This is a genomic window from Ornithinibacillus bavariensis, from assembly GCF_050433565.1.
Lineage (GTDB): Bacteria > Bacillota > Bacilli > Bacillales > Amphibacillaceae > Ornithinibacillus > Ornithinibacillus bavariensis.
On record NZ_JBNPWZ010000002.1, the window covers coordinates 87,340 to 109,744 of the forward strand.

General features: G+C 35.4%; 25 protein-coding genes. 8 read left to right on the top strand and 17 right to left on the bottom strand.

The window, feature by feature from the left end:
- Positions 1–130 precede the first annotated feature (130 nt).
- The gene (locus HNR27_RS04300; protein WP_429338888.1) at positions 131–859 is read left to right on the top strand and encodes an RluA family pseudouridine synthase; all 729 of its coding nucleotides are present in this window, start codon (positions 131–133) and stop codon (positions 857–859) included.
- Between the two features lie 101 nt (positions 860–960).
- Here the strand turns inward: HNR27_RS04300 and HNR27_RS04305 are convergent, their stop codons facing one another.
- Genes HNR27_RS04305 through HNR27_RS04320 form a run of 4 tightly spaced genes read right to left on the bottom strand, consistent with a single transcriptional unit; the run spans position 961 to position 5,037 of the window.
- Positions 961–1,662 (bottom strand): hypothetical protein, encoded by a 702-nt coding sequence (locus HNR27_RS04305; protein WP_429338889.1) that lies wholly within the window; start codon positions 1,660–1,662, stop codon positions 961–963.
- A gap of 17 nt (positions 1,663–1,679) precedes the next feature.
- Positions 1,680–2,570: an ABC transporter ATP-binding protein gene (locus HNR27_RS04310; protein ID WP_429338890.1), complete on the bottom strand. Its 891-nt coding sequence runs from the start codon at positions 2,568–2,570 to the stop codon at positions 1,680–1,682.
- 48 nt (positions 2,571–2,618) lie between these two features.
- Entirely contained in the window at positions 2,619–3,779 is a 1,161-nt protein-coding gene (locus tag HNR27_RS04315) for an ABC-2 family transporter permease (RefSeq protein ID WP_429338891.1), read from the bottom strand.
- Between the two features lie 28 nt (positions 3,780–3,807).
- On the bottom strand, positions 3,808–5,037 hold the full coding sequence (locus HNR27_RS04320; RefSeq protein ID WP_429338892.1) for a hypothetical protein: 1,230 nt from the start codon (positions 5,035–5,037) through the stop codon (positions 3,808–3,810).
- A gap of 221 nt (positions 5,038–5,258) precedes the next feature.
- Here HNR27_RS04320 and HNR27_RS04325 point away from each other — a divergent pair, with 221 nt between their 5' ends.
- Positions 5,259–6,527, top strand: coding sequence for a mechanosensitive ion channel family protein (locus HNR27_RS04325; protein ID WP_429338893.1), 1,269 nt, complete (start codon positions 5,259–5,261; stop codon positions 6,525–6,527).
- A gap of 91 nt (positions 6,528–6,618) precedes the next feature.
- On the opposite strand, the gene HNR27_RS04330 is transcribed toward HNR27_RS04325, so the two are convergent.
- The 7 genes from HNR27_RS04330 to HNR27_RS04360 are packed head-to-tail and all read right to left on the bottom strand — an operon-like array spanning position 6,619 to position 12,402.
- A complete protein-coding gene (locus tag HNR27_RS04330) occupies positions 6,619–6,987 on the bottom strand; it encodes a Na+/H+ antiporter subunit G (RefSeq protein ID WP_429338894.1) in 369 nt (122 codons plus the stop codon).
- Entirely contained in the window at positions 6,971–7,249 is a 279-nt protein-coding gene (locus tag HNR27_RS04335; protein WP_212919021.1) for a Na(+)/H(+) antiporter subunit F1, read from the bottom strand. The genes HNR27_RS04330 and HNR27_RS04335 overlap by 17 nt, the downstream gene beginning before the upstream one ends.
- On the bottom strand, positions 7,242–7,727 hold the full coding sequence (locus HNR27_RS04340; RefSeq protein ID WP_429338895.1) for a Na+/H+ antiporter subunit E: 486 nt from the start codon (positions 7,725–7,727) through the stop codon (positions 7,242–7,244). Before HNR27_RS04340 ends, HNR27_RS04335 begins: the two co-directional genes overlap by 8 nt.
- A gap of 21 nt (positions 7,728–7,748) precedes the next feature.
- Complete coding sequence (locus HNR27_RS04345) at positions 7,749–9,239, bottom strand: Na+/H+ antiporter subunit D (protein ID WP_429338896.1); 1,491 nt, start codon at positions 9,237–9,239, stop codon at positions 7,749–7,751.
- Positions 9,232–9,570, bottom strand: a complete 339-nt coding sequence (locus tag HNR27_RS04350; protein ID WP_212919024.1) for a Na(+)/H(+) antiporter subunit C — start codon at positions 9,568–9,570, stop codon at positions 9,232–9,234. The genes HNR27_RS04345 and HNR27_RS04350 overlap by 8 nt, the downstream gene beginning before the upstream one ends.
- Positions 9,570–10,001, bottom strand: coding sequence for a Na(+)/H(+) antiporter subunit B (locus HNR27_RS04355; protein WP_212919996.1), 432 nt, complete (start codon positions 9,999–10,001; stop codon positions 9,570–9,572). The genes HNR27_RS04350 and HNR27_RS04355 overlap by 1 nt, the downstream gene beginning before the upstream one ends.
- Positions 9,991–12,402 (bottom strand): Na+/H+ antiporter subunit A, encoded by a 2,412-nt coding sequence (locus HNR27_RS04360; RefSeq protein ID WP_429338897.1) that lies wholly within the window; start codon positions 12,400–12,402, stop codon positions 9,991–9,993. Before HNR27_RS04360 ends, HNR27_RS04355 begins: the two co-directional genes overlap by 11 nt.
- A 166-nt stretch (positions 12,403–12,568) precedes the next feature.
- Between HNR27_RS04360 and HNR27_RS04365 the strand changes: the two genes are divergently transcribed.
- Positions 12,569–13,258, top strand: a complete 690-nt coding sequence (locus tag HNR27_RS04365) for a universal stress protein (protein WP_212919026.1) — start codon at positions 12,569–12,571, stop codon at positions 13,256–13,258.
- A gap of 39 nt (positions 13,259–13,297) precedes the next feature.
- On the opposite strand, the gene HNR27_RS04370 is transcribed toward HNR27_RS04365, so the two are convergent.
- Entirely contained in the window at positions 13,298–13,861 is a 564-nt protein-coding gene (locus HNR27_RS04370) for a tyrosine-type recombinase/integrase (RefSeq protein WP_429338898.1), read from the bottom strand.
- A 208-nt stretch (positions 13,862–14,069) separates the two neighbouring features.
- On the opposite strand from HNR27_RS04370, the gene HNR27_RS04375 reads away from it, so the two are divergent.
- Together HNR27_RS04375 and HNR27_RS04380 are read left to right on the top strand one after the other, a co-directional pair.
- Positions 14,070–14,270 (top strand): transcription initiation factor TFIIIB, encoded by a 201-nt coding sequence (locus HNR27_RS04375; protein WP_429338899.1) that lies wholly within the window; start codon positions 14,070–14,072, stop codon positions 14,268–14,270.
- Positions 14,271–14,345: 75 nt separating this feature from the next.
- Complete coding sequence (locus HNR27_RS04380; RefSeq protein WP_429338900.1) at positions 14,346–14,990, top strand: YczE/YyaS/YitT family protein; 645 nt, start codon at positions 14,346–14,348, stop codon at positions 14,988–14,990.
- Between the two features lie 78 nt (positions 14,991–15,068).
- Here HNR27_RS04380 and HNR27_RS04385 read toward each other — a convergent pair whose 3' ends face one another.
- From HNR27_RS04385 to HNR27_RS04395, 3 genes are all read right to left on the bottom strand, one after another.
- Complete coding sequence (locus tag HNR27_RS04385) at positions 15,069–15,803, bottom strand: hypothetical protein (RefSeq protein ID WP_429338901.1); 735 nt, start codon at positions 15,801–15,803, stop codon at positions 15,069–15,071.
- A 120-nt stretch (positions 15,804–15,923) separates the two neighbouring features.
- Entirely contained in the window at positions 15,924–16,694 is a 771-nt protein-coding gene (locus tag HNR27_RS04390) for a hypothetical protein (protein ID WP_429338902.1), read from the bottom strand.
- Entirely contained in the window at positions 16,687–17,484 is a 798-nt protein-coding gene (locus HNR27_RS04395) for an ABC transporter ATP-binding protein (protein WP_429338903.1), read from the bottom strand. Before HNR27_RS04395 ends, HNR27_RS04390 begins: the two co-directional genes overlap by 8 nt.
- 218 nt (positions 17,485–17,702) lie before the next feature.
- Between HNR27_RS04395 and HNR27_RS04400 the strand changes: the two genes are divergently transcribed.
- Both HNR27_RS04400 and HNR27_RS04405 read left to right on the top strand, forming a co-directional pair.
- Positions 17,703–18,116 (top strand): ribosomal maturation YjgA family protein, encoded by a 414-nt coding sequence (locus tag HNR27_RS04400; RefSeq protein WP_429338904.1) that lies wholly within the window; start codon positions 17,703–17,705, stop codon positions 18,114–18,116.
- 97 nt (positions 18,117–18,213) lie between these two features.
- Entirely contained in the window at positions 18,214–19,719 is a 1,506-nt protein-coding gene (locus tag HNR27_RS04405) for an aldehyde dehydrogenase family protein (protein ID WP_429338905.1), read from the top strand.
- Positions 19,720–19,790: 71 nt separating this feature from the next.
- Here HNR27_RS04405 and HNR27_RS04410 read toward each other — a convergent pair whose 3' ends face one another.
- Together HNR27_RS04410 and HNR27_RS04415 are read right to left on the bottom strand one after the other, a co-directional pair.
- A complete protein-coding gene (locus HNR27_RS04410; protein ID WP_429338906.1) occupies positions 19,791–20,525 on the bottom strand; it encodes a glucose 1-dehydrogenase in 735 nt (244 codons plus the stop codon).
- 19 nt (positions 20,526–20,544) lie between these two features.
- On the bottom strand, positions 20,545–20,991 hold the full coding sequence (locus tag HNR27_RS04415) for a MarR family winged helix-turn-helix transcriptional regulator (RefSeq protein WP_212919033.1): 447 nt from the start codon (positions 20,989–20,991) through the stop codon (positions 20,545–20,547).
- A gap of 308 nt (positions 20,992–21,299) precedes the next feature.
- Here HNR27_RS04415 and cax point away from each other — a divergent pair, with 308 nt between their 5' ends.
- A complete protein-coding gene (cax, locus tag HNR27_RS04420) occupies positions 21,300–22,361 on the top strand; it encodes a calcium/proton exchanger (RefSeq protein ID WP_429338907.1) in 1,062 nt (353 codons plus the stop codon).
- Positions 22,362–22,405 lie beyond the last annotated feature (44 nt).

Genomic DNA, 22,405 nt, shown 5'->3' on the forward strand with positions numbered 1-22,405 from the left:
AAAACCTCTTCAATAAAAAGTGAAGAGGTTTTTTGCTACGTGAAATAGAGTAAAAGTAATAAGATATCTGTTTATAAATTTTATTTATGCTATGATAGATTCAATATGCCTAGAGGATAGGGATGAATCTATGAATATACCAATACTATTTGAGGATAATCATCTCCTTTTTATTCAAAAACCGGTAAATATCCCAGTTCAGGAGGATAGTAGCCGAGACTTGGATGTATTAACAATCCTTAAAGATGATATTAAAAGACGTTATCAAAAGCCAGGCAATGTATATTTAGGATTAGTTCATCGGCTAGATCGACCTGTTGGTGGTGTGATGGTTTTTGCAAAAACTTCCAAGGCTGCTTCGAGATTATCGGATATGATGAGAAGACATGTTATAGAGCGAAATTATTTGGCAGTTGTAAGAGGGATTCCAGAAAAGAAAAAGGGGCAATTGGTCCATTACTTATATAAAGACAGACGGAAAAATCAGGTATTTGCAGTTTCTCCCAATCATAAAGATGCCAAAAAGGCCGTTCTAGAGTATGAAGTAATTGGTTCGAAAAAAGGATTGAGTCTCCTTGCTGTTAATCTAATTACTGGCCGACCTCACCAAATTCGGGTACAGCTATCCACTAGTGGAAATCCAATTTATGGGGATCAAAAATATGGTCATGGTGTAAATCAAACTGGAGAGCAAATTGCCCTTTGGTCCTATTCGATATATATGGAACATCCTGTTAAAAAGGAGCCATTGGGAGTAAACGCTTTTCCTTCCGATACTTACCCATGGAATTTGTGGGAGGAGATAGATCTGAAACAAATTAATAAGACGCATTCCTCTTTTAAAGACCTTTTGATTTAAAAGAGGAATGCGTCTATTTGTGTTGTTTTATTTGAACTAAAGAGTGTACTTATTCAGATTTGATTTCGGCATTCCATTCTTTATCAGAGAGTAGTTTCTGCTTAAGGTACTCTCTCAAATTTCAGATAAGATAAATTATCAATCTTTAATTTCTGTCCTTCTTTTAACTGGATATTAACAGCTGTTTCGGGGTTGCTATTTAAGAATTCGAAAACTCTAGGAGACTTTCCTTTTTCAAATAGTTGTAGATCTCCAAGTGCAAATCCAGATTCAGTAGTAATCGAATAGTCTCCAGGTTCTATATCTTTTCCAACCTCCCAAATACCGGCAGTTAGTTCATTTGTGATCCCAGTAGGAACAGGGGTAATAATAGCTTGATCTATCCCATCAAAATGGACAGTATGGGAACCGTTTAAATCAACGGTTACAGTATCTACACCGAACCCCATGTCCAAGAGAGTTTCATATAAAAGAACTCCATCAGTATCATATATGAGAACTCTTCCTGACTGTGGTTTACCAGTTAAATTCTCTTCGGCTGTAATTATGTATCGTCCTTCGGGAGGAGTGATATCCTCGCCCTGTGCTGTTATTGGACCAACGATAAGTTCTGTTGCTTTAGAATTACTTCTGTCAATTGTATCATAAATGGTACTACTGACTTCACCTATTATTTCATCTTTTTCCGTTCCAATTATTTCATGATTCTCTTCATATGCCAATAATTTCTCTGAGGGCTGTTGTCCGCAACCGGTTAGAACGAATAAACTTGTAATAGCTGCGAGTAAAAGTATTCGATTCATAATAGTCCCTCCAATGGTCAATCCTCATGATAGTATTTTTCATAGTATTCGGCGGTTCCTAGGGGTCCAATGGTTAGTTCTTTTCCTTTATAGGTGGATAATCTCACAATCCACTCCTTTTGTTCATCCATATCCATATTTCCGGTTGGAATGCAGCACAGATGATTAGCAATAAAGTGATGGTTATCCGGTAATGTCAATCGTAATTGTTCGTATTGTTCAGGTGTTAATTCTATCTTCAAATATTCTTCCGTAGACTCATTTAATGCTTGCTGATGAATGATGTCACCGTTCTTTAAATAAAGCACGCGATCAGCGTATAAATCTAAATTTGAAAGTAAATGGGATGCAACAAAAATAAGCTTTCCTTCTTTTTTCATTTGCATTAATCGCTTAGAGATAAGCGAAACATTGGCTACATCGAGTCCATTCATTACTTCATCCATTAGCATGATAGGCGTATCAGCTGCTACAATCATGGCGAAGCATAAGCGCTGCCTCATCCCTAAGGAATAAGTTTTAACCTTCTTTTTAACATAGCCTTCCATTTGTAGCTGCTCATAAATTTCTTTTACATGCTTCGTAGTGCCTTTCCACATATTAGCATACAGCTTCATATGGTCGACACCTGTTAATTCCTCAAATAGATCCCCTTGGTCAGGAAAAGTAGCAAGTTGTTTATGAATGGAAATTTCCTTTCTTTCGGTTTTATACTGCAGATTTTCATTAAACGTAACATTACCTTTATTCGGTTTCATAAAGTTTGAAATGACATTAAATAGTGTTGTTTTACCGGTTCCGTTTGGAGCTACTAGACCAATGATTTCCCCGCTGTTTGCTGTTAATGAAAGATTATCCAACACTACTTTATCCTTATACTTTACGGAGACGTTTTCTAGTTTTAGCATGACAATCCTCTTTTCTACTTATTAAATTTAAGTACCATTTTCACGCAATCAAAATGCTTTTACCAATGGCGCATGTTTCGGTACACGATGATAGGTGATTTTATTGATTGCATAAATTACCCCCAACAAGACTACTGCAATAATTCCTAATGTAATCATTACATGCCAGTAATCAATACGACTATTTCCAAGTTCTAATGCAAGATCACCGGAGAGAACCTTGTATATATCGATGTATTTAATTGGATGTAAAAAGGTCGCCTTAAATCCTGCAGCCATTGCAATATCAGGGATTAGATAGATACCTAGTCCAATAAGTATATTGGCAAATGCATTCTTGAAAAGCATATTAAGCAAGATGGAAAGTGCCAATAGCACAATTATTGCAAGACCTAGTCCTAGGAACATATAGAGTAGGAACTTCCCGGTAGAAATAGCAATATAATTTTCATTCTTATAAACTAGTATAGGAAAAGAAAATTCACCGGCATTAAATTTTGTAGCAACATAGATGCCCCCAATAGTAAATCCAAGTAGTAGAAACGTATAAGTGTGAACAAAGTGAACCATCAATTTACTTATTACTTTATTCATAAAGGATAAAGGGAAGCCCCTCATAACTGATTGGTGTCTTTGTTCATAGATAAGCATTTCATTCCCACTTATTAAGACAATTACTAAGAATAATAGTCCGGATAACATCGTAAGTACATTTGTAAAATAGTGATTTGTTGAGAAAGAATCTGATTCAATCGGCAAATTTTTATCTTTTATATAATGTAGTAGTGCGTCCTCTTTTAAAATCTCTTCCTTTGGGGTGATTAAGTGATCAGGAATACCATTATTTCCTAGCTCATGAACCTTCAGACGCAATCGATTTATTTCCAAGCCATTTTCAATATACTGCTCACTGTCATTTCCATTACCGATAAACCAAAGCTGCATACCTAGTAAGGACTGAATTTGAGTATGATAATCATACACCTCCGCAACCTCTGGCAGGTCGTGACGTTGCAAATCAAGGTATTCAAAGACTGCATAGGACATTTGCGTTTCTGTTCTCTTTTTATCAGTTAACGGTATGGGAGTCTCCTGACTATAGTAAATAAAAAACAAGACGAAGAAGAGTAGAAGGAATGCAGCAATGAACCAATTTTTTCGGTTTTTTAAAATTAATTTCGTCTCAAATTGCGTAAACTTCCAAAACATAATAACTATCCTCTCTATTCTTATGACCTTACGCTGCTAATCGATAAAAACGCTGTTTTTTAACGACTCGTGAAACAACAAAAAGGGTAATTTCTAATACTAAAATTGTACTTAGTAAAACGATGATCCCTTTTTCAAATGTAATCGATTCAAGGTGGACCAAATATTGCTTTTCACCTGAAATAATTCTTCCAAAATCAAAATAAGTCTGTGGTAAATTGCTAAGCTCAATGCCAAAAAGTTTTGTTAATGTTCTAGAATAGTAGATTCGCTCTGAAAATAGTATAACCGAGCCAACCATAAGCACTAACCAAGAATTTTTAAGTAATAGGCTTAGAATAGCATTTAAGCGAATAAATAAGTAAACAAGAATCGGTATCATTCCAAATGTCATTAACAAGAATTTTGCTAAAGATATAGTTTCAAATTCCGCAAACCGGTACCCAAAATAATCATCTGGCAGTGAGCTAGGAATTGTAATTGGCACAGAAAGTTTAAAGGACCCAAAACCATTTTGGATGGACAAGATTATTACTACTAATAGTAATAATGCAGCTAATACGAGTAGCGTGTAAAAAAATGCAACAACTGATTTAATGTTAATTAATCGATACCATCCGATAGGCATACCTTGTAATAGAGAGCGATGCTGTCGATCTTTTGTCATCATGTCACTACTAAAATAGATGGCACAAAATAGAACCATAAAGGCTGTCGTACCTAAAATGAAATTCACGATTGTTTGTAATGCTGTTTTTTGCTCAATCACTTCATATGTAATGGGAATACCTGCATCTAGATAGCCTTGATAGCGAAGATTTACTAAACTACTATTACGTGCTTGATCAATACCAGGGTATGGTGCATTTGCAATCAACATCCAGTCTCGCTGCTCATTCATTGCGTTGAAACCGAAACCTTTCATACGAAGCTGAATAAAGCGATTATAATCTTTGTCCTCAAAGGCATGTATCATTCTAGATTGAACTTTTATTGCATATATATTGCTTGCAAATGGTGCACCAGTCATCTCACCATATCCAGTACCGCCCCTAGCAATCATTCCTTGTGTGACTGCCTCTAAGTCCTTTAATTCCAACCTCATCGCTTCAGGATCAAAGGAATCCGAAGTTTCTTTAGTTGGCAAAACTAAAAGCAAATAACTCAGAATTAAACTAACTAAGGCAATAATAAATAATACGTTCTTTTTGTTTTTGAGTATCATTTTGAATTCATGAACCATCATTGATCTAATCATTAGTTGAATTCCCCTTTTTGGAATCTTGTATTACAGAACAACAAAGATGGATAGTTGTTATATTGTAATACAACTGTAACGTAATTTTAATAATCTATTGCGAATAGTTTAACAATATATTAACTGGATGACAAGAGGATATTTTTTTCTGTTATAATAGATAACTAATATAGTCCATTCTATTTTGGAGAAGTGGGATAAACGAATAATGGAGGATCATTATGGAATTTATTAACAACTGGATTTCTGGATATGATATCAATCCACCATTAGATAAGTATCTTTCGGTTACATTAACGATTATTTTCGTTACTGTAGTCTGTGTAATCGCGAATTTTATTACTAAACAGATTGTCATTCGGATTATTACACGTATCTTAAAACGGCATAATTACAAATGGGGTAATATTTTATTAGAGAGAAAAGTATTTCGTAAATTATCCCATATTGTTCCTGCAATTATTATTTTTCGTTTTGCTGACACCTATCCGTCGTATCAGGATCTAATTGAGAAGGCAGCTATTACGTATGTGATCATAGTGAGTTTATCCGTTATCAATAGCTTATTAAATGTTATTAATGATATTTATCAAACCTATGAAATCTCTAAGAGCAGACCAATAAAAGGATATATCCAGGTAGCTAAAATAGTGATATTAACTCTTGGGGTAATTTTGGTCATTGCAACTTTAATAGGGGAGAGTCCACTTATTTTACTCAGTGGCTTTGGTGCACTTTCTGCTGTATTTATGTTAGTTTTCAAGGATTCAATTTTGGGACTGGTTGCAGGTGTTCAATTGTCTTCCAATGATATGGTTCGCGTAGGCGACTGGATTGAAATGCCAAAATACGGAGCGGATGGCGATATTATTGATATTTCATTAAATACTGTAAAAGTGCAGAACTGGGATAAGACCATTACAACTATTCCAAGCTATGCACTTATATCCGATTCATTTAAAAACTGGAGAGGGATGCAAACCTCTGGTGGAAGACGAATTAAACGTGCTTTATTTTTTGATACAACAAGTATTCAGTTCTGTTCAGAAGAGATGATAGAGAGATTTAAACATATTCAGCTATTGACGGATTATATAAACGAAAGAGGAAAAGAAATAGAAGTGTTTAACAAGAGGATGCATATAAATAGAGAAATCCCAGTTAATGGTCGAGCATTAACAAATATTGGCGTTTTTCGAGCGTATGTAACCAATTATCTAAAGCATCATTCTGGAATCAATCAGGATATGACCTTAATGGTTCGTCAGCTAGCTCCAACAGAAAATGGCATACCTCTAGAGGTTTATGCATTTACTAATGATGTAAACTGGTCATTTTATGAGTCTGTTCAGTCAGACATCTTTGATCATCTATTTGCTGTAGCTCCAGAATTTGGGCTTCGAATATTCCAAAATCCGACTGGAAATGATTTAAAAGGTGTAGTCGAGAGAATAACTCACAAAAATGAATTACGTAAACAAGAGGACTAGCATACAGAAAATTACCGAATTGATTTGTATCCAAAAAGCCAATGCTTTTGACTATCCGACTTTTTGGAATAAATCGACTCGGTAGTTTTTCTTATTCATTCTCTTTTTTAATGTTATGAGCAGTAAAATAATCCTTCAATTCATCCTCAGCACTAGTCTTTGCTAATGGTACATTAGCTCGATAGGCTCCTCGACATATAACATGGGCCGCAACTGGTGCGGTCAAGAATACAAAGATAATTCCAAGGATTAGACGAATACTAAAATATCCCTCGGAAATTAAAAAATAAAGTAAAGTTCCTATTAGAATAAATAATACTCCTACTGTTGAACTCTTGGATGCAGCATGTGAACGTGTATAGACATCTGGTAAGCGAACCAAGCCAATCGAACTGATTAAACTAACTACGGTTCCTATTAAAATAAAAACCCCTGCAACAATCTCAGCGCTTTCGTTCAATGACTACACCCCTTTCAAGAAATCTGGCAAACGCAATAGTGCCGATAAAGGACAGAATGCCAATTAATAATATTAATTCAAAAAATGCATGAGAGTCTAGGTAAACAGAGAAAATGGCAATCCCTGCAATGAGATTTATTCCAATTGCATCTAATGCTTGGATTCGATCAGCACTAGATGGTCCTTTTACAACACGATATATATTTAAAAGAATAGAAATTGTTAATACGATTAGTGATGAAATCATTAACAGATTAAACATATTTTCTCGTCACATCCTTAATAGCGCGTTCAAATACTACCTGTGATTTTAATACGGAATTTTTTGATTCTGGTATATCCATGGCATGAACATATAGGCTCTTTCCATCAGGAGTAACCTCCATCACAACGGATCCAGGTGTTAAACAAATCAATAAGGAAAGCAGGGTAATCTCCACATCGCCTTCTAAATCAGTATCAATTCGAAATATTCCGGGAGTCACATTGATCTTTGGACGTAGTATTTGTTTTATCACAACAACAGCAGAACTTAATAGTTCTCGCCCAAATACATAAAATAATTTAAGTGCAGCCCAAACAAAGAATAAGTAAAAGGGCTTTTGATAAAAACGTCGCATAAAAAATAAAATGATAATACCGATAATGTATCCACTTAAAAAAGCAAGAAAATTCCACTCATCCTGAAGAAACATCCATAAAAAAGCAATAAATAGATTTACTAAAATTTGAAATGGCAAAAATCATTACCCCTTTCCACATCATGGGATATCATTTCCAGCGAAAACTGCCTCTATATATACTTCAGGATCCATTAATCCATCTACAGCAATTTCCACATAGGAATGAATCCATTCTGGCCCAATACCTAGTGCTATTGTCAAGGCTGTCAATAATACAAGTGGTAAAATAACACCCTTTGTTGATCCCTTTTCCTCATCCTCACTTAAAATAGTTTCTCCCCAAAAGACGTTCATAAAAATCTTCATTAAAGAATACAAAATCATTAGACTAGTAATTAAACCAATTGCACCTAGCCAATAGTATTCAGCTTCAAAAGAACCTCTCGTAATAAAGACCTTTCCGATGAATCCACTTAATGGGGGGATTCCAATCAATGCAAGAGCAGCGATGAAGAACATCCACCCCAAATAAGGATGGTGGCGAATTAAACCACTCATTTCCTTTATGTTTCTAGTCCCAGTTAAATAAATGATAACTCCTGCAATAAGAAAGATTAACGCCTTAGCAATCATGTCATGCACTAAATAATAGACAGTACCTAACAGTCCAAAGCTTGAAAAAATCGCAAGCCCAGCTAGAATAAAACCAGATCCAATAATGACATTATAGGTTAAGATTCTACTAATATCCCAATAACCAATAGCCCCGATACCACCTAGAATCATGGTTAAGGCAGCTAATACCCCAATCATGGTGTGTGTTATTTCAGGTTCATGATAGAATACAAGCGTAAAGATGCGAATGATTGCATATATCCCAACCTTCGTTAATAATGCTGCAAATAGAGCCGATATGGCTGCAGGTGGAACCTGGTAGGAGCCAGGAAGCCAATAAAATAAAAATAAGCCAGCCTTAATACCAAATACGAGCAGGAATAATAACGCAACAGTTGTTATAAATCCATCCTGCCCAGCCTCTGCAATACGTACAGATATATGTGCCAGATTAAGTGTACCCGTTAAGGAATATATATACGCAATTCCGATTAGGAAAAATGCGGAGGACAAGACATTAATAATTACATATTTCATTGTCTCCCTCAGCTGTAACTTTCCACCACCTAATGAAACCAATACATACGAGGCAAGGAGAAGAATTTCAAAAAAGACGTATAGATTGAATAAGTCCCCAGTTAAAAATGAACCATTTACACCAGTAATCAAAAATAAAAATAAAGAATAAAAATAATGCTTTTCTCTACCTTGACCAATTGTTTTAAAGGAAAAAAGTAAACAACATAGTGAAACAATACTACTTGTAAGAACTAATAACATAGAGAACATATCGCCCACAAGTCCAATTCCATATGGTGCCTGCCATCCACCCAATTGCAGGGTTTGGATTCCATTATTCTTTATTTGACCAATGATAATTATGGAGATTCCAGAGACTAAGACCATGACAATTAAACTGATTATTCGCTGCAGTCGAATGTGATTCCGAAATAGAATGAAGATTAGTCCAGCGATTAACGGCATAATGACTGGCCATATTAATAAGTTATTCATGTTCATTACCTCTCAATTTGTTCATGTCGGCTGTACCATGTTTTTTATAGGTCCGATAACTTAGCACTAGTAGAAATGCGGTCACTGCAAAATTAATGACGATTGCCGTTAAGATTAATGCCTGTGGAATTGCATCGGTAAAGGTATGCAATTTTTCCGTAAGTAGTGGTGGACCTCCTTGTTTCAGTCCACCCATTACCATAATCATTAAATTGATGGCATGACTGATGAGAGAAAGTCCAAGTATGATTCGAAGCATTTGATTGGTTAAAATTAAATAGGTTCCAATTGTAAAAAGGATTCCGATAACGATTGCCATTAATGTTTCCATTACAGTTCATCCTCACTTATGCTTGTAATGATGGTCACGGCAGTACCGATGACAGCAAGTGCTACGCCAATATCGAATAACACTGCAGTAGCGAGTTCAGTCTTGCCGAAAACAGGGAGGTTAAAATAGCCAAATGCTTGTTCTAAAAAATTGTCTCCATATATCATGCCAACTAGTCCTGTAAATACGGAGATCAATACCCCCAGTGCAGCCATTTTTTTATAATCTATCGGTAGATTTTTTCTTATTTTCTCAATGTCGAAGGACAAATAAAGTAGGACGATACCAGCTGCTGTTGTTAAACCTCCTATAAAGCCACCACCAGGATAATGATGACCCGCCCAAAATAAATCAATGGAAAAGGTAAAAATGATAATGGAGGCAATCTTCGTTACAGTGTGCAATATCACGTCATTTGGTTCAGGTTTCATCATATTCACTTCCTTTTGGGCGAAGCTTAATTAGGGTATACACGCCGATACCGGCAATCAGTAATACAGCTATTTCTAGCATCGTGTCAAATCCTCTGAAATCAACTAAAATCGCATTAACAATATTATTTGCCCCTGCTAATTCGTAGGCATTTTCAAAGAACTCTGAGATGGGTGTAAATAATTTATGACCAGAAGCACTTAAAGTCATAAGCGTAACAGTAATTCCAACACAAATAGATATCAAGAGATTGACGAGTTTGAATTTCATCTTTTCAAGCTTTTTTCCAAGCTTTGGTAGATGGTAAAAGCATAGTAAAAACAATACAGTTGTCGCTGTTTCAACTACCATTTGTGTGAGTGCTAAATCTGGTGCGCGGAAAATAACAAAGAGCATCATGACTAAATATCCAACTGCACCTAACGCTACAATCGCTGTAATTCGATTCGTTGTAAATAAAGTGGTGAGGGCAGCGATAACCATTGCAACTAAAATCCCTACATCATAAATGGAGTAATCTGCATTACTAGAAAGGTCTAGTTTTAACCCATCGAAAATAATAAGAGAACTTATCTGCACTAACGTTATAAAAATTAAGATATATAGTAGATAGTGGCGAATAGACCCAGTCATGTAACGATTAGTAAAGGAAGCAAATCTCTGTTCCATTCCTTCCATACCTGCATTGTATAGATAGTTCAAGCTTAGTTTTTCCGGATAAATCCGGAAAGCAATATTCCATTTTTTTATTGAATAGAAAAGCAACAATCCAAAAATAATTACTCCAATTGTCATAAGGAGCTCTGTATTTACCCCATGCCAAGCTTTGATTTCAAATAATTTATGAGTAGCTGACACGGAAGGTACTACAGCAACTAGGGCTGGTTTTATAATATAGGTAGCTAAAAGATTCGGAACAAAGAAAATCAAAACAACAAGTATTCCTAATATGGTAGGAGGCAAAAGCATACCAATTGGTGCTTCATGAGTCTTTTCCTTAGGAAGTCGTTCAGGATGAAAGGTCCCGAAAAATGGTCGAACGAATAGCATAAAGCAGTAGATAAAGGTAAAGACACTAGCAATCCAAGCTATGAATGGAAATAGTTTAGTTAAACCATTAAAACCAAATATGGGATTATCAGAAGCTGTGAGCATTCCTGTAAAGAACATTTCCTTACTTAAAAAACCATTGAAAGGTGGTAAACCAGCCATAGAAAGACTACCTATTAATGCAATGGTAAAAGTAATGGGCATGATTGCCATTAGTCCTCCTAGCCTTCGGATATCTCGAGTCCCTGTTTCATGGTCAATTATTCCAACAACCATAAATAATAATCCCTTGAAGGTTGAATGGTTGAATAAATGGAATAGCGCAGCGAAAATTGCAAAGGCAAATATTTCTTTAGAATCTCCAATACCACTTGTTAATGCTGCAGATCCTACTCCAAGTAAACTCATAATCAAACCTAGTTGGCTGATCGTAGAAAATGCTAAAAGTGCCTTAAGGTCTGTTTGTCTTACTGCCCGAATAGAGCCATAAATCAAAGTGATTATTCCAATTCCTGCAACTAGCCAGAACCAAATAGAACTACCACCAAAAATGGGTGACATCCGTGCTACTAAATATAATCCGGCCTTTACCATGGTTGCGGAGTGCAGATATGCACTAACTGGTGTTGGTGCTTCCATCGCATCAGGTAGCCAAATACTAAAAGGAAATTGAGCGGATTTTGTAAATGCTCCAAGAAGAATTAAAGCCATAGCTGGAATAAAGAGAGAATGGCTATGTATGTTTTCGACATTTGCCATTATTTCTTGAAGGCTGTACGTATCATTTATTATGGCTAGCATAATGACACCAGCTAACATAGCTAGTCCACCAAATACTGTAATGAGCATTGCCTTTAAAGCACCAGTACGGGACCTTTTTCGTTCATACCAATAGGCAATTAATAGGAATGAAGATACACTGGTGAGCTCCCACAATGTATATAGGACTAGAACATTATCCGAACACACGAGGCCAAGCATTGCCCCCATAAACATTAATAAATAAATATAAAAGTTATGAAGTGCTTCACGTTCTTTTGCCATATAAAATATCGAATACATTACAACTAAAGTTCCCACTCCACTAATAATGAGGCCAAACATAAGGGAAAGCCCGTCTAAATAGACATCGAAGTTAATATCTAAGGAAGGGATCCAGGACATAGATAAAAATATAGTCTCGCCATTAGCAATAGCAGGAATATGTTTGAGAAAGTATACAAAAATGATGAATGGTACTAGGATGACATACCATCCAGTATGAAAAGTAGAGTTCAATTTTTTGTAGATGATTGGAACGAATATTGCGGCTATAAATGGTAATAAGAGAATCATGTGAAACAAACTCAAAACTTTCACTCCTTGTATTAAAAATAACCCATTTTCAAAATGTATAAAGGAAAAAGGTATGAAATTCACTTATGGCATTGACTCTTTATGAAGCATAATGATATAGTCATACTTAGTTTACGAATAAGTTAACTTTTTATATATAATCCATGGGGTGAATATAGTTATGGAAACTATGCAAGGCCGTTGTGATGAAAGTATACTCGTATGTGTTCATTACGGTCCAAATGGTGAACGACTTATAAAGCGTGGTTGTAACATTGCCAAAATGCTAGGGTGTCCGTTATATATTCTTACTGTTGATGCAAAGCCATTTGATGAAATGGATGCTGAAAGAAGCTTTTATATAGAAAGCTGGAAACAGTTGGCAGAAGAACATAACGCAGCCGATTTTATTATTATGGACAATGAGAAACGACCTGTTTCAAGGGTAATTGCTGAAGTTGCCCGTGAAAAACATATAACTCAAATTATTCTTGGTCAAACAGCGCAAAGCAGATGGGAACAAATCACGAAAGGATCTTTGATTAATGCCTTACTTCACGAGATTCCTTTTGTTGATTTGCACATTATTTCTGTCACGCGGTATATCCGTGATGAGAATGGACAATTTCAACGAGGGGTAAGAGCTTATCTTATAAAGGAAGATGAGCATTACCAATTAACGTTTAAGCATTCGAATTCCATTATTTATGAAGGAATCTTCTTTAAAGAGCAGGGCACTGACTTTGATAATGGAATATTTAAATTTATGAAAGATAAAGAACTGTTTAAGGTACAAGTGACTGAAGGACTAGTAAAGGAACTTAAAAAAGTTGAAATGCATGTTGACTATGAACAGGAAAGTAAATCATAATTTTTACATGACTCTCCACATATGGAGAGTTATTTTTTTTTAGAGATTCACGTCAACCTTTACCAACTTTTTTTCTTCCTCGGAAATGCCGATATATTTCAAGGTTTCCTTTCTAGAGTTATGGTGGAAGATCGACATTAAAATAGAAATGGCAACCCCTTTTTGGTAAGCATGGTACCCAAAAGTTTTACGCATGGTATGTGTGCCAATTTTTTCTTCAATTCCTGCCGCTTTGGCAGCATGATTAATAATTCGATATGCCTGCTGACGAGTTATTGGTTTATCATTTTTCTTTGATTTAAATAAATAATCCCCAGCTTTTAACTGACTATAAGGTAAATAGTTCTGTAATGCTTCCTGAACCCTATTATTTAAATAGTGTCCCTTTAAGCCCTTTGACTTTTCATCCCGTAAGAAAAGAAATTCCTTTGGTTGGTTTCCATCCCAAACTTCTTCTACTTTTAGAGATAATAAATCCTGTGCATTTATCCCAGTGTTAATACCTATCACAAAAAGGGTATAATCCCTTCTTGAAGATCTTTCCAGTATTTCTTTCATCTTATTAATCTTTTCTAATTCTTTAATTGGGACAACAAATTCCATCGTTTTACTCTCTCCAATTATGTTACATAATGTAATACTAACATAGGTTATGTAACATTATCAACGATAAAATCAGTGGCTAAAGGATGAATTTCTATGATTTTTTATGAGAATCATCAGCTAGAAGCTTGCAAATTTATTATGGATTATCAAATGAAGAATATTGTGCTACTATTGAGAAAATAATGGGACGGAAGGGGAGAGTTAAATGGAAAACTTAGGTGAAGCAAGAGAATGTCCAAATCGTGGCTCACAGGAACTAGGGAAGGGAAGACATAGTGGATATGCAGTAATGACCCCGGTGAATAAGTTTTCTAGCTCGGGTATTGAATATATTGTTTGTACGGATTGTGGATATATTCTAGAGGGTTACGTAACAAAGCCAAGTAAGTTTAAATCACGTAATTAAAATTTTTATGCATTTAAATTTTTTTCATAAGTGTCTTCTTCGGTTGAGAAAATGGAAGCAGAGGGAAGGGATGAAATGACACGGGTAATCCGCTGGCTATTTTATTTCTCTGGGCTTTTTATGTTTAGCTATGGAATAGCCATTGCATTAAAAATGCAATATTTAGGCATTCACCCTTGGGATGTCCTAAATGTTGCACTGTATGAAAAGTTAGGATTAACGATTGGAACTTGGGCAATTATTATTTCCATTCTATTAATCATTGTTTCCTGGGTATTGGATAAAAGCTATATTAAAATTGGAACCTTTTTAAATGCTATATTAGTAGGAGTATTTGTGGACTTTTTCTTATGGTTAGATTTTCTCCCCACTGCAGGTCATAACTGGTTCGATATAGTAATGATGGTTATTGGCATTATTACAATGGGAATCGGGGGTGGCTTGTATAACTCGGCTGAAATGGGGGCAGGTCCAAGAGATGGATTTATGCTTTCCATTGCAGAGAAGCTAGGTAAGTCTGTTGGTTTAATTAGAATCATTGTGGAGTTATTAGTATTACTACTTGGATTGTGTTTAGGCGGACCTGTATTTTTATTTACTTTTATTTTTACATTTATTCAAAGCCCAGTATTTGCTTTTTCATTGGATAAATTTAAAGGGATTATTATATTAATGGAAAGGCGCAATATGAAAAAGAAATCCACAAGAACTAGTGCATAAAAAAGAACAGAAGCTGGACGATTTATAAAAAAAGCCTCTGTTCTTATAAAATAATGTACCAAAAACATGATTACAGGATTACTTGAAAACTAGTTTCCATCCAACGATATTAATAATACATAATACAAGTAAATATCCGTAGATTCCAAATGGGATTGCTAGCACGATAAAATGTACCAATACAAAAAAGGCAACAGCTACCATTAATAAAATCATTTTCCCAGTATTTCCACCGCTTTGATTGGCGGATTCTAATGGCTCTGTAAATGGGTATTTTCCATTATTAAATACACGATAGGCAATGAGAACTAGCAAAATAGCTGACAAGAAAACAATGATTAAATCTGGTATTATTCGAAATGAGAATATCCAAATATACACAATGGACAATACTGATAGGATAGGTAGATACAGTTTAACTAAAAAAGCTTTTAAGGTTGCACGATATACTGCTGAATGCTTATGAATTGGAGTTGTTTGGAAAATCCATGCACCTTTATATTTTCCAGAAAATTGGAGCATATATACAACCGTGCCAATTATGATATTGCAAAAATAAATCGTTAAGTAAGATTTCCCCTGGCTTATAACAGAAAGTGATTGATACCCTAAATTATTAAAAAGAAAAATGAATGGAAACACTAACGCCATTCCAAGTGACGGATACACCTTTAATTTAAAATCTCTTTCTCGACTCATCATGATAGAGGAAAAACGATAGAAGGCTCTTTCCTCTTTACTAATACAAATGAACCTCCCAATCGATTCACTGAGGTTCCAGCTTCTCTTTTTTCTTGTCCCTGATTCTTCCATTAGTTTCTGTAAATTTCGTTCAAACGAAGGCATGAGAAGAGAATAGATATAAATAGAAACAATTGGACCAATCACAGCAAGTATGGATAAAAGAATGATTCCAGTTGAATATTCCTGGTTTTATAAGAGCTCGAATGGTGCTCCAAACCAAATTGGCGGAATAAGAACATGCCACCAGCTGAAATCATAAATGAATTCCTGATCAACGAAATCAAATAGCCTGATGACGATTTGATATCCAACTACTACTCCAATAGCAAGCAGTATTTGTACGTAATTAATAATATCTTTTAGTTTTTCTCCATCAAATAAACGCAATATAAACATATATACGAGCACTGTAAATGCCATAATAAAGAGGCCTAATAAGATAATTTCCACTAGAAATAGAAGAAAATATACGATACCTTTCGTGAAAATCATCACTACGGATGGTATAGCTATAAATGCACCTGTAATTAGGCCCAAATAAATTGCTATATGAACAATTTTTGCAGCACTTAGGGTTCGCGGATGAATTGGTTTTGTATTTAGTATCGCTTTATCGCGGATGTTCAATAGAACAGAGGAGAAGTCCGAAATCAAGGATGTCATTAATATAAACATGGATATACCAATCATGATGCTAATCTGGAACATATAGCTATCCCCAAGAAAAATAAAAGGAACTAACATTAGACCATAAAATGCGTATATCAATAGTGACAAGAGAAAGTTGTTTTTTCCTTCTTTTTTCTTTTTAGACATATCATTAAGTATGGTCGGTACTCGTCGCTGATCCATGGTTAGTTTGACTTCTAGAATTTTCCTCATTGTTGGGTAGTCTATTTTCATCGTACGAAAAAGTGGCTGGAAAAAGTCTAGAATCTTGAGTGAAGTGAAATTATGCATTGTCATCATCCTCCATTACAATGGAGACAACTTTTTTTGCTGTATGCTTATGTTGATCAAATCCAGTAAGCTGATTAAATATCCCTTCTAGCGAACCTTCTTTACTCTTTTCTTTTAATTCATCAAATGTGCCATCTGCAGCTATTTGACCGTTTACCAATAAGACAATGCGAGTGCTTATCTTTTCTACTACGTCCATAATATGAGAAGAGTAAAATATCGTCTTGCCTTGGTTAGCAAGCTCCTCGAGCAAGTCTTTTATAATCATTACACTATTAGCATCTAATCCACTAAGTGGCTCATCAAGAAATAGTAAATCTGGATTATGTAGCAAACTTGATAGGATAAGAACTTTCTGCCTCATTCCTTTTGAAAAGGAAGATATTCGTGAATGCATTACCTCATGTAAACCAAATTCTTCTAACAGTCTTTCTGCTTTTACTTCTACTTTTTCTCGATTCAAACCATATAGCTCACCGATAAAGGTTAAATATTCCATTGCGGTAAGCGTATCGTAAACTTCTGCATTTTCAGGTACATAACCAATTTTCTGTTTGAATGATTGGTCACTGATTGCAATATCTTGACCAAAGATCTCAACCTTTCCACCATAACCATTAATTAATCCAAGCATAATTTTTAGCGTAGTACTTTTTCCAGCGCCATTTGGACCAATATACCCAATGATCTGCCCACTATAGACATCTAAATTTACCCCTGTTAAAACATTTTTCTCTGAATAGCTCATTGTTAAATTTTGTAGAGATAGCACTTTTTCCTTGTTCCCCATATACATTGTCCTTTCTCTAATTCTTGTCTCTATTAACATAACAATCTATATAATTGAAAGCAAACAGAAAATAAAGAAAACTACCATCATCATAATGGAAGCTACTCTTTAAAGGAGAATAATAATAATGAATATAAAGCCACATAAGAATGATAGAATTAAATGATAGATAGTAAGATTAGGAATAAGCAAAATAGAGGATGGGGAAGTGTAATTCATTGGATGTTTTAAAAGAAAGAAAAAATAGGTATGTTTATTTGTTAGCAGTTGCACTTACGATTGCTTTAGGCTTAGCCTCAAGAAGATTTTCTGATTCTCTACCGGGATTTATTGCAGAGAATACAGGGGATATGTTGTGGGCGATGATGGTCTATTTCGGTTTCCGTGTTTTATTTTTGAATAAGAGTATGTTATTTGCTTTTATTTTAAGTATGTTGTTTAGTTTTGGAATTGAGTTTAGCCAATTGTATCAGGCGGATTGGATTAATCAGATTAGGAATAAATGGCTCTTTGGATTAATCTTAGGAAAAGGCTTTTTGTATGTAGATTTGATTCGGTATACTTTTGGAATAATTATTTCTGTAATTATTGATTTTCTAGGAAATAATCTGAAGTTAAGAGACTATAAATAATTCGTATGTTAAATCTATTTCTTTCCATATATTCAAACGAATAAAACATTAGTTGGGGTAGATTCTAAAACCAAATGGAATGGAAAGAAGGGATTAGGTGGACAATTATTATTTAATGTATGTGAATGGTGAATTTCGTGATACATCCTCAGGAGAAAAAATTACTGTACTGAATCCAGCAACGGAAGAGGTAGTAGGTAGCTGTGTAAAAGCAACGAAAGAAGAAGCGGAAGAAGCAATACAACATGCACGAATAGCTTTTGACAATGGGTCTTGGAGTGGACTTAAGGCTTCTCAGAGAGCTTCCTATTTATATCAAATTGCCGATAAGCTGGAGGAACGAATAGATGCCTTGACTAAGCTACATGTACAGGAGTCAGGCTCTACTATTATAAAAGCAAAAGGAGAGATTCATTCTTCCGTCCGTACGATTCGTCATTTTGCAAAACTATGTCAAACGGATTATCATTATGAAGCAATTACTCCGAATGAGGAAGCAATTAGTTTTAGCTATAATTTTATAGAACGAGAACCGATTGGCGTTTGTGCTGGAATTGTTCCCTGGAACTTCCCGTTTAGTCTTGCCATTTGGAAGATTGCTCCAGCACTAGCAACTGGGAATACCATAATTGTAAAGCCAGCTAGTGAAACACCTTTAACAATGCTTGAGTTAGCTAAAATTGTAGACGAAGTTGGATTGCCAAAGGGTGTATTAAACATTATTCCAGGGTCAGGTGCAGTAATTGGTGAAACCTTAGCCGAACATCCACAAATCGATAAGATTGCATTTACTGGTTCAACGGTTGTTGGTAAACGAGTGATGGAACTTGCTTCCACCAATGTGAAAATTGTGACATTGGAATTAGGAGGAAAATCAGCAAATATTATTTTAGACGATGCTAATTTAGAAGTAGCAATAGATGGAGCACTATTTGGTACGTTTTACCATAGTGGACAGGTATGTGAATCTGGGACAAGGCTGCTTGTACAGGAGAGTATCTATGATGAAGTAATCAATAAACTAGTTGAACGCGCTAAAATGATAAAAGTAGGTGATCCATTCCAGCCGCAGTCAGGGATGGGACCAGTTATCTCTAGAAAACAACGTGATCAAATTGAAGAATATATTCGCATTGGTAAAGAGGAGGGGGCAAGACTCGTCCTAGGTGGTGAAAGGCCGACCGGTAGTATATTCGAAAAAGGATTCTGGATTATGCCAACTATTTTTGCTGATGTTAAAAATGATATGCGAATAGCACAGGAAGAAATATTTGGTCCTGTATTATCGGTAATCAAATTCAAAACAGATGATGAAGCAGTTCAAATTGCTAACGATACGATTTATGGATTAGCTGGTGGTGTCTGGTCGAAAAATAATAAGAGGGCCGTAAGTGTTGCAAAACGAATGAGAACTGGTACGGTATGGATAAATGCATATCATCTATTAGCAGACACTGCACCATTTGGAGGCTATAAACAGAGTGGGATAGGGAGAGAATTAGGTATTCAGGGCCTGCTAGCCTATACCCAAACAAAACATATCCATGTTGATCTGGATCAAAGTACATCGAGATATAAGATTCTCCTCCCGGAAAAAGAATGAAGCAGCATATGATTAACCCCGAATCACGGTAAGGTGGTTCGGGGTTAATTAATTAGACAAAACCTATCTTGTTATTGAGCTGTTAAACCACCATCAATAACAAATTCTGAACCAGTGCTATAACTTGATTCATCAGATGCAAGATATAAGACCAAGTTTGAAACTTCCTCTGGTTTAGCCACTCTTCCTGCTGGAATATGTTTGGCAAATTCTTTAATAATATCCTTAGAATCTGCTTGGGATATCATAGGTGTTTCAATCACTCCAGGGTGAACGGAGTTAACACGAATACCATTATGAGCTAAGTTTAGTGCAGCGGCCTTTGTCATACCTCTAACAGCAAACTTCGTATCTGTGTAGCCAATAGCTCCACCGACTAGTCCATTTATAGAAGAAATATTCACAATGGAACCTCCATTAGCTTTTTTCATAGATGGTAGGACAGCTTTCATCCCTAAGAAAACAGAAATCTGGTTGATATCAACGATCCTCCTATATTCTTCTTCTGTTATCTCCTCAATGGATTTATTCATACTAATTCCTGCATTATTTACCAATATATTTACTGGCCCAAATTCCTTTTCGGTTTGGGAAACAACTTCCTCCCAATTTGCTGCTTTTGTTACATCTAGTTTTGCAAATTTAGCATTTTCACCAAGCTCTCTTGCTAATGCCTGTCCATCTTCCTCTAATATATCTGCTATCATAACTTTTGCACCTTCATTAATAAATAGTCGTGCATGAGAGGCACCCATTCCACGAGCTGCGCCAGTAATAATTGCGATTTTTCCATTTAATCTTGTCATTTAAGGTTCTCCTTGTTAGTTAAAATTTGTTTTTGTTTTTTCTTGCTTGAATTCCTTTCATTAGCTTTTCTTGAATGTTCAAATATTGCTCGATTTCCTCTTCAGAAAGAACTTCAAAAAGCTCAATAAATACTTTTTTGCCAATAGCCTGTGCTTCTTTTAATGCCTTAGATCCTTTCGTCGTAATTTCTAATTGGACAGCACGTTTGTCGGATTCATCATAGGTCTTCTCTATCAACTCTAGATGAACTAATTTCGTTGCAATATGTGTCATAGCACCTTTTGTGTAGCCAATTGTGTCTGCCAACTCCACTTGCTTTTGTGGGCCTTTCGTCTGCAATTCTGCTAATACGAGGATAGGAGATATTCCTAAAGGATAGTGGAATTCCTTTGTAAATTGAATAATATTTTCATTATTCATTTGTTCAATAGCATGAATTAATTTAAAGATATTCGTTTGTTTCAACTTATTACTCCTTTAATGGTTATTGACATTCTTCTTATAACAATCGTACCAATAACATATTCTTCACGTTGACAAGGCAACAACCAATTTTAACAGTAATAATTAACTACTTTATCCTGTAAATAATCCAGAAGCTGTCATCTCCTTGAAAATGGTTTAGTTTTAAACTAAATACACTAATAGTTTAACACTAAACTATATTTTTTGGAAGTAGCACCATTAGTAATGGTTGGTTAACTATCGATATAAATTCGAGTGAATTGGGTAATATATTGTTATTCAGGCACAAGAAGGTGGAGATAATGTTGATGGATAAGATCTTTACTATTTCAGTTATTGTGGGTGTTCCTGTATCCCTGATCGGTGCGTTCCTAGAATGGCCATCCATACTTATGTTTATTATTTACTGTTTATCGATTATTGCTTTAGCTGGACTAATTGGAAGAGCTACAGAGAGCCTTGCAATTGTAATGGGCCCAAGAATTGGCGGGTTACTTAATGCAACGTTTGGAAATGCAGTTGAATTAATTATTTCAATCTTCTCATTGAAAGCAGGGCTAGTGGGGATTGTTCTAGCGTCGTTAACTGGTTCGGTTATAGGTAACTTACTTTTAGTCGCAGGTCTTTCTTTTTTTGTGGGTGGTCTAAAATATAAACGGCAATCATTCAGTATTCATGAGGCTCGGCATAATGCAGGATTATTAATTTTTGCGGTGATTATTGCTTTTGTGGTTCCAGAAGTATTTTCAAGTGCTATGAATGAGCAAAAAACGATGGGGCTAAGTATTGGGATTTCCATCATATTAATCGTGTTATATTTTGCCGCGCTCTTGTTTAAATTTGTAACGCATCGTGGGGTATATCAAAGTAATGATAAAAGGGAGCAGGATGCACAAGTAGAGGAAGAACCTGAATGGGGGAGATTCAAGGCAATTATTGTACTAGCAGTTGCAACGATTGCGGTAGCATTTATTTCAGAGCATCTAGTTGGTACTTTCGATGATATTGGACAAGCCTTTGGGTGGTCTGAATTATTTATTGGTATCATTATTGTTGCTATTGTAGGAAATGCTGCAGAACATGCTTCTGCAATCATAATGGCATTCAAAAATAAAATGGATGTCGCTATTGAAATTGCTATCGGTTCAACACTTCAAGTAGCGATGTTCGTGTTACCAATACTAGTATTACTCTCGTTATTATTTAGTACCACGATGCCACTGGTTTTTACTTGGCCAGAGCTAATAAGTATGGTGACAAGTGTACTATTAATCATCATGCTAACGATTGACGGTGACACTAACTGGTTTGAAGGTCTTATCTTACTCGCTGCTTATACAATAATGGGAATAGGATTTTATTTTATTTAAGTAAAAATATACTTGGATAAAACACTTAAGAGGCATCCCTATAG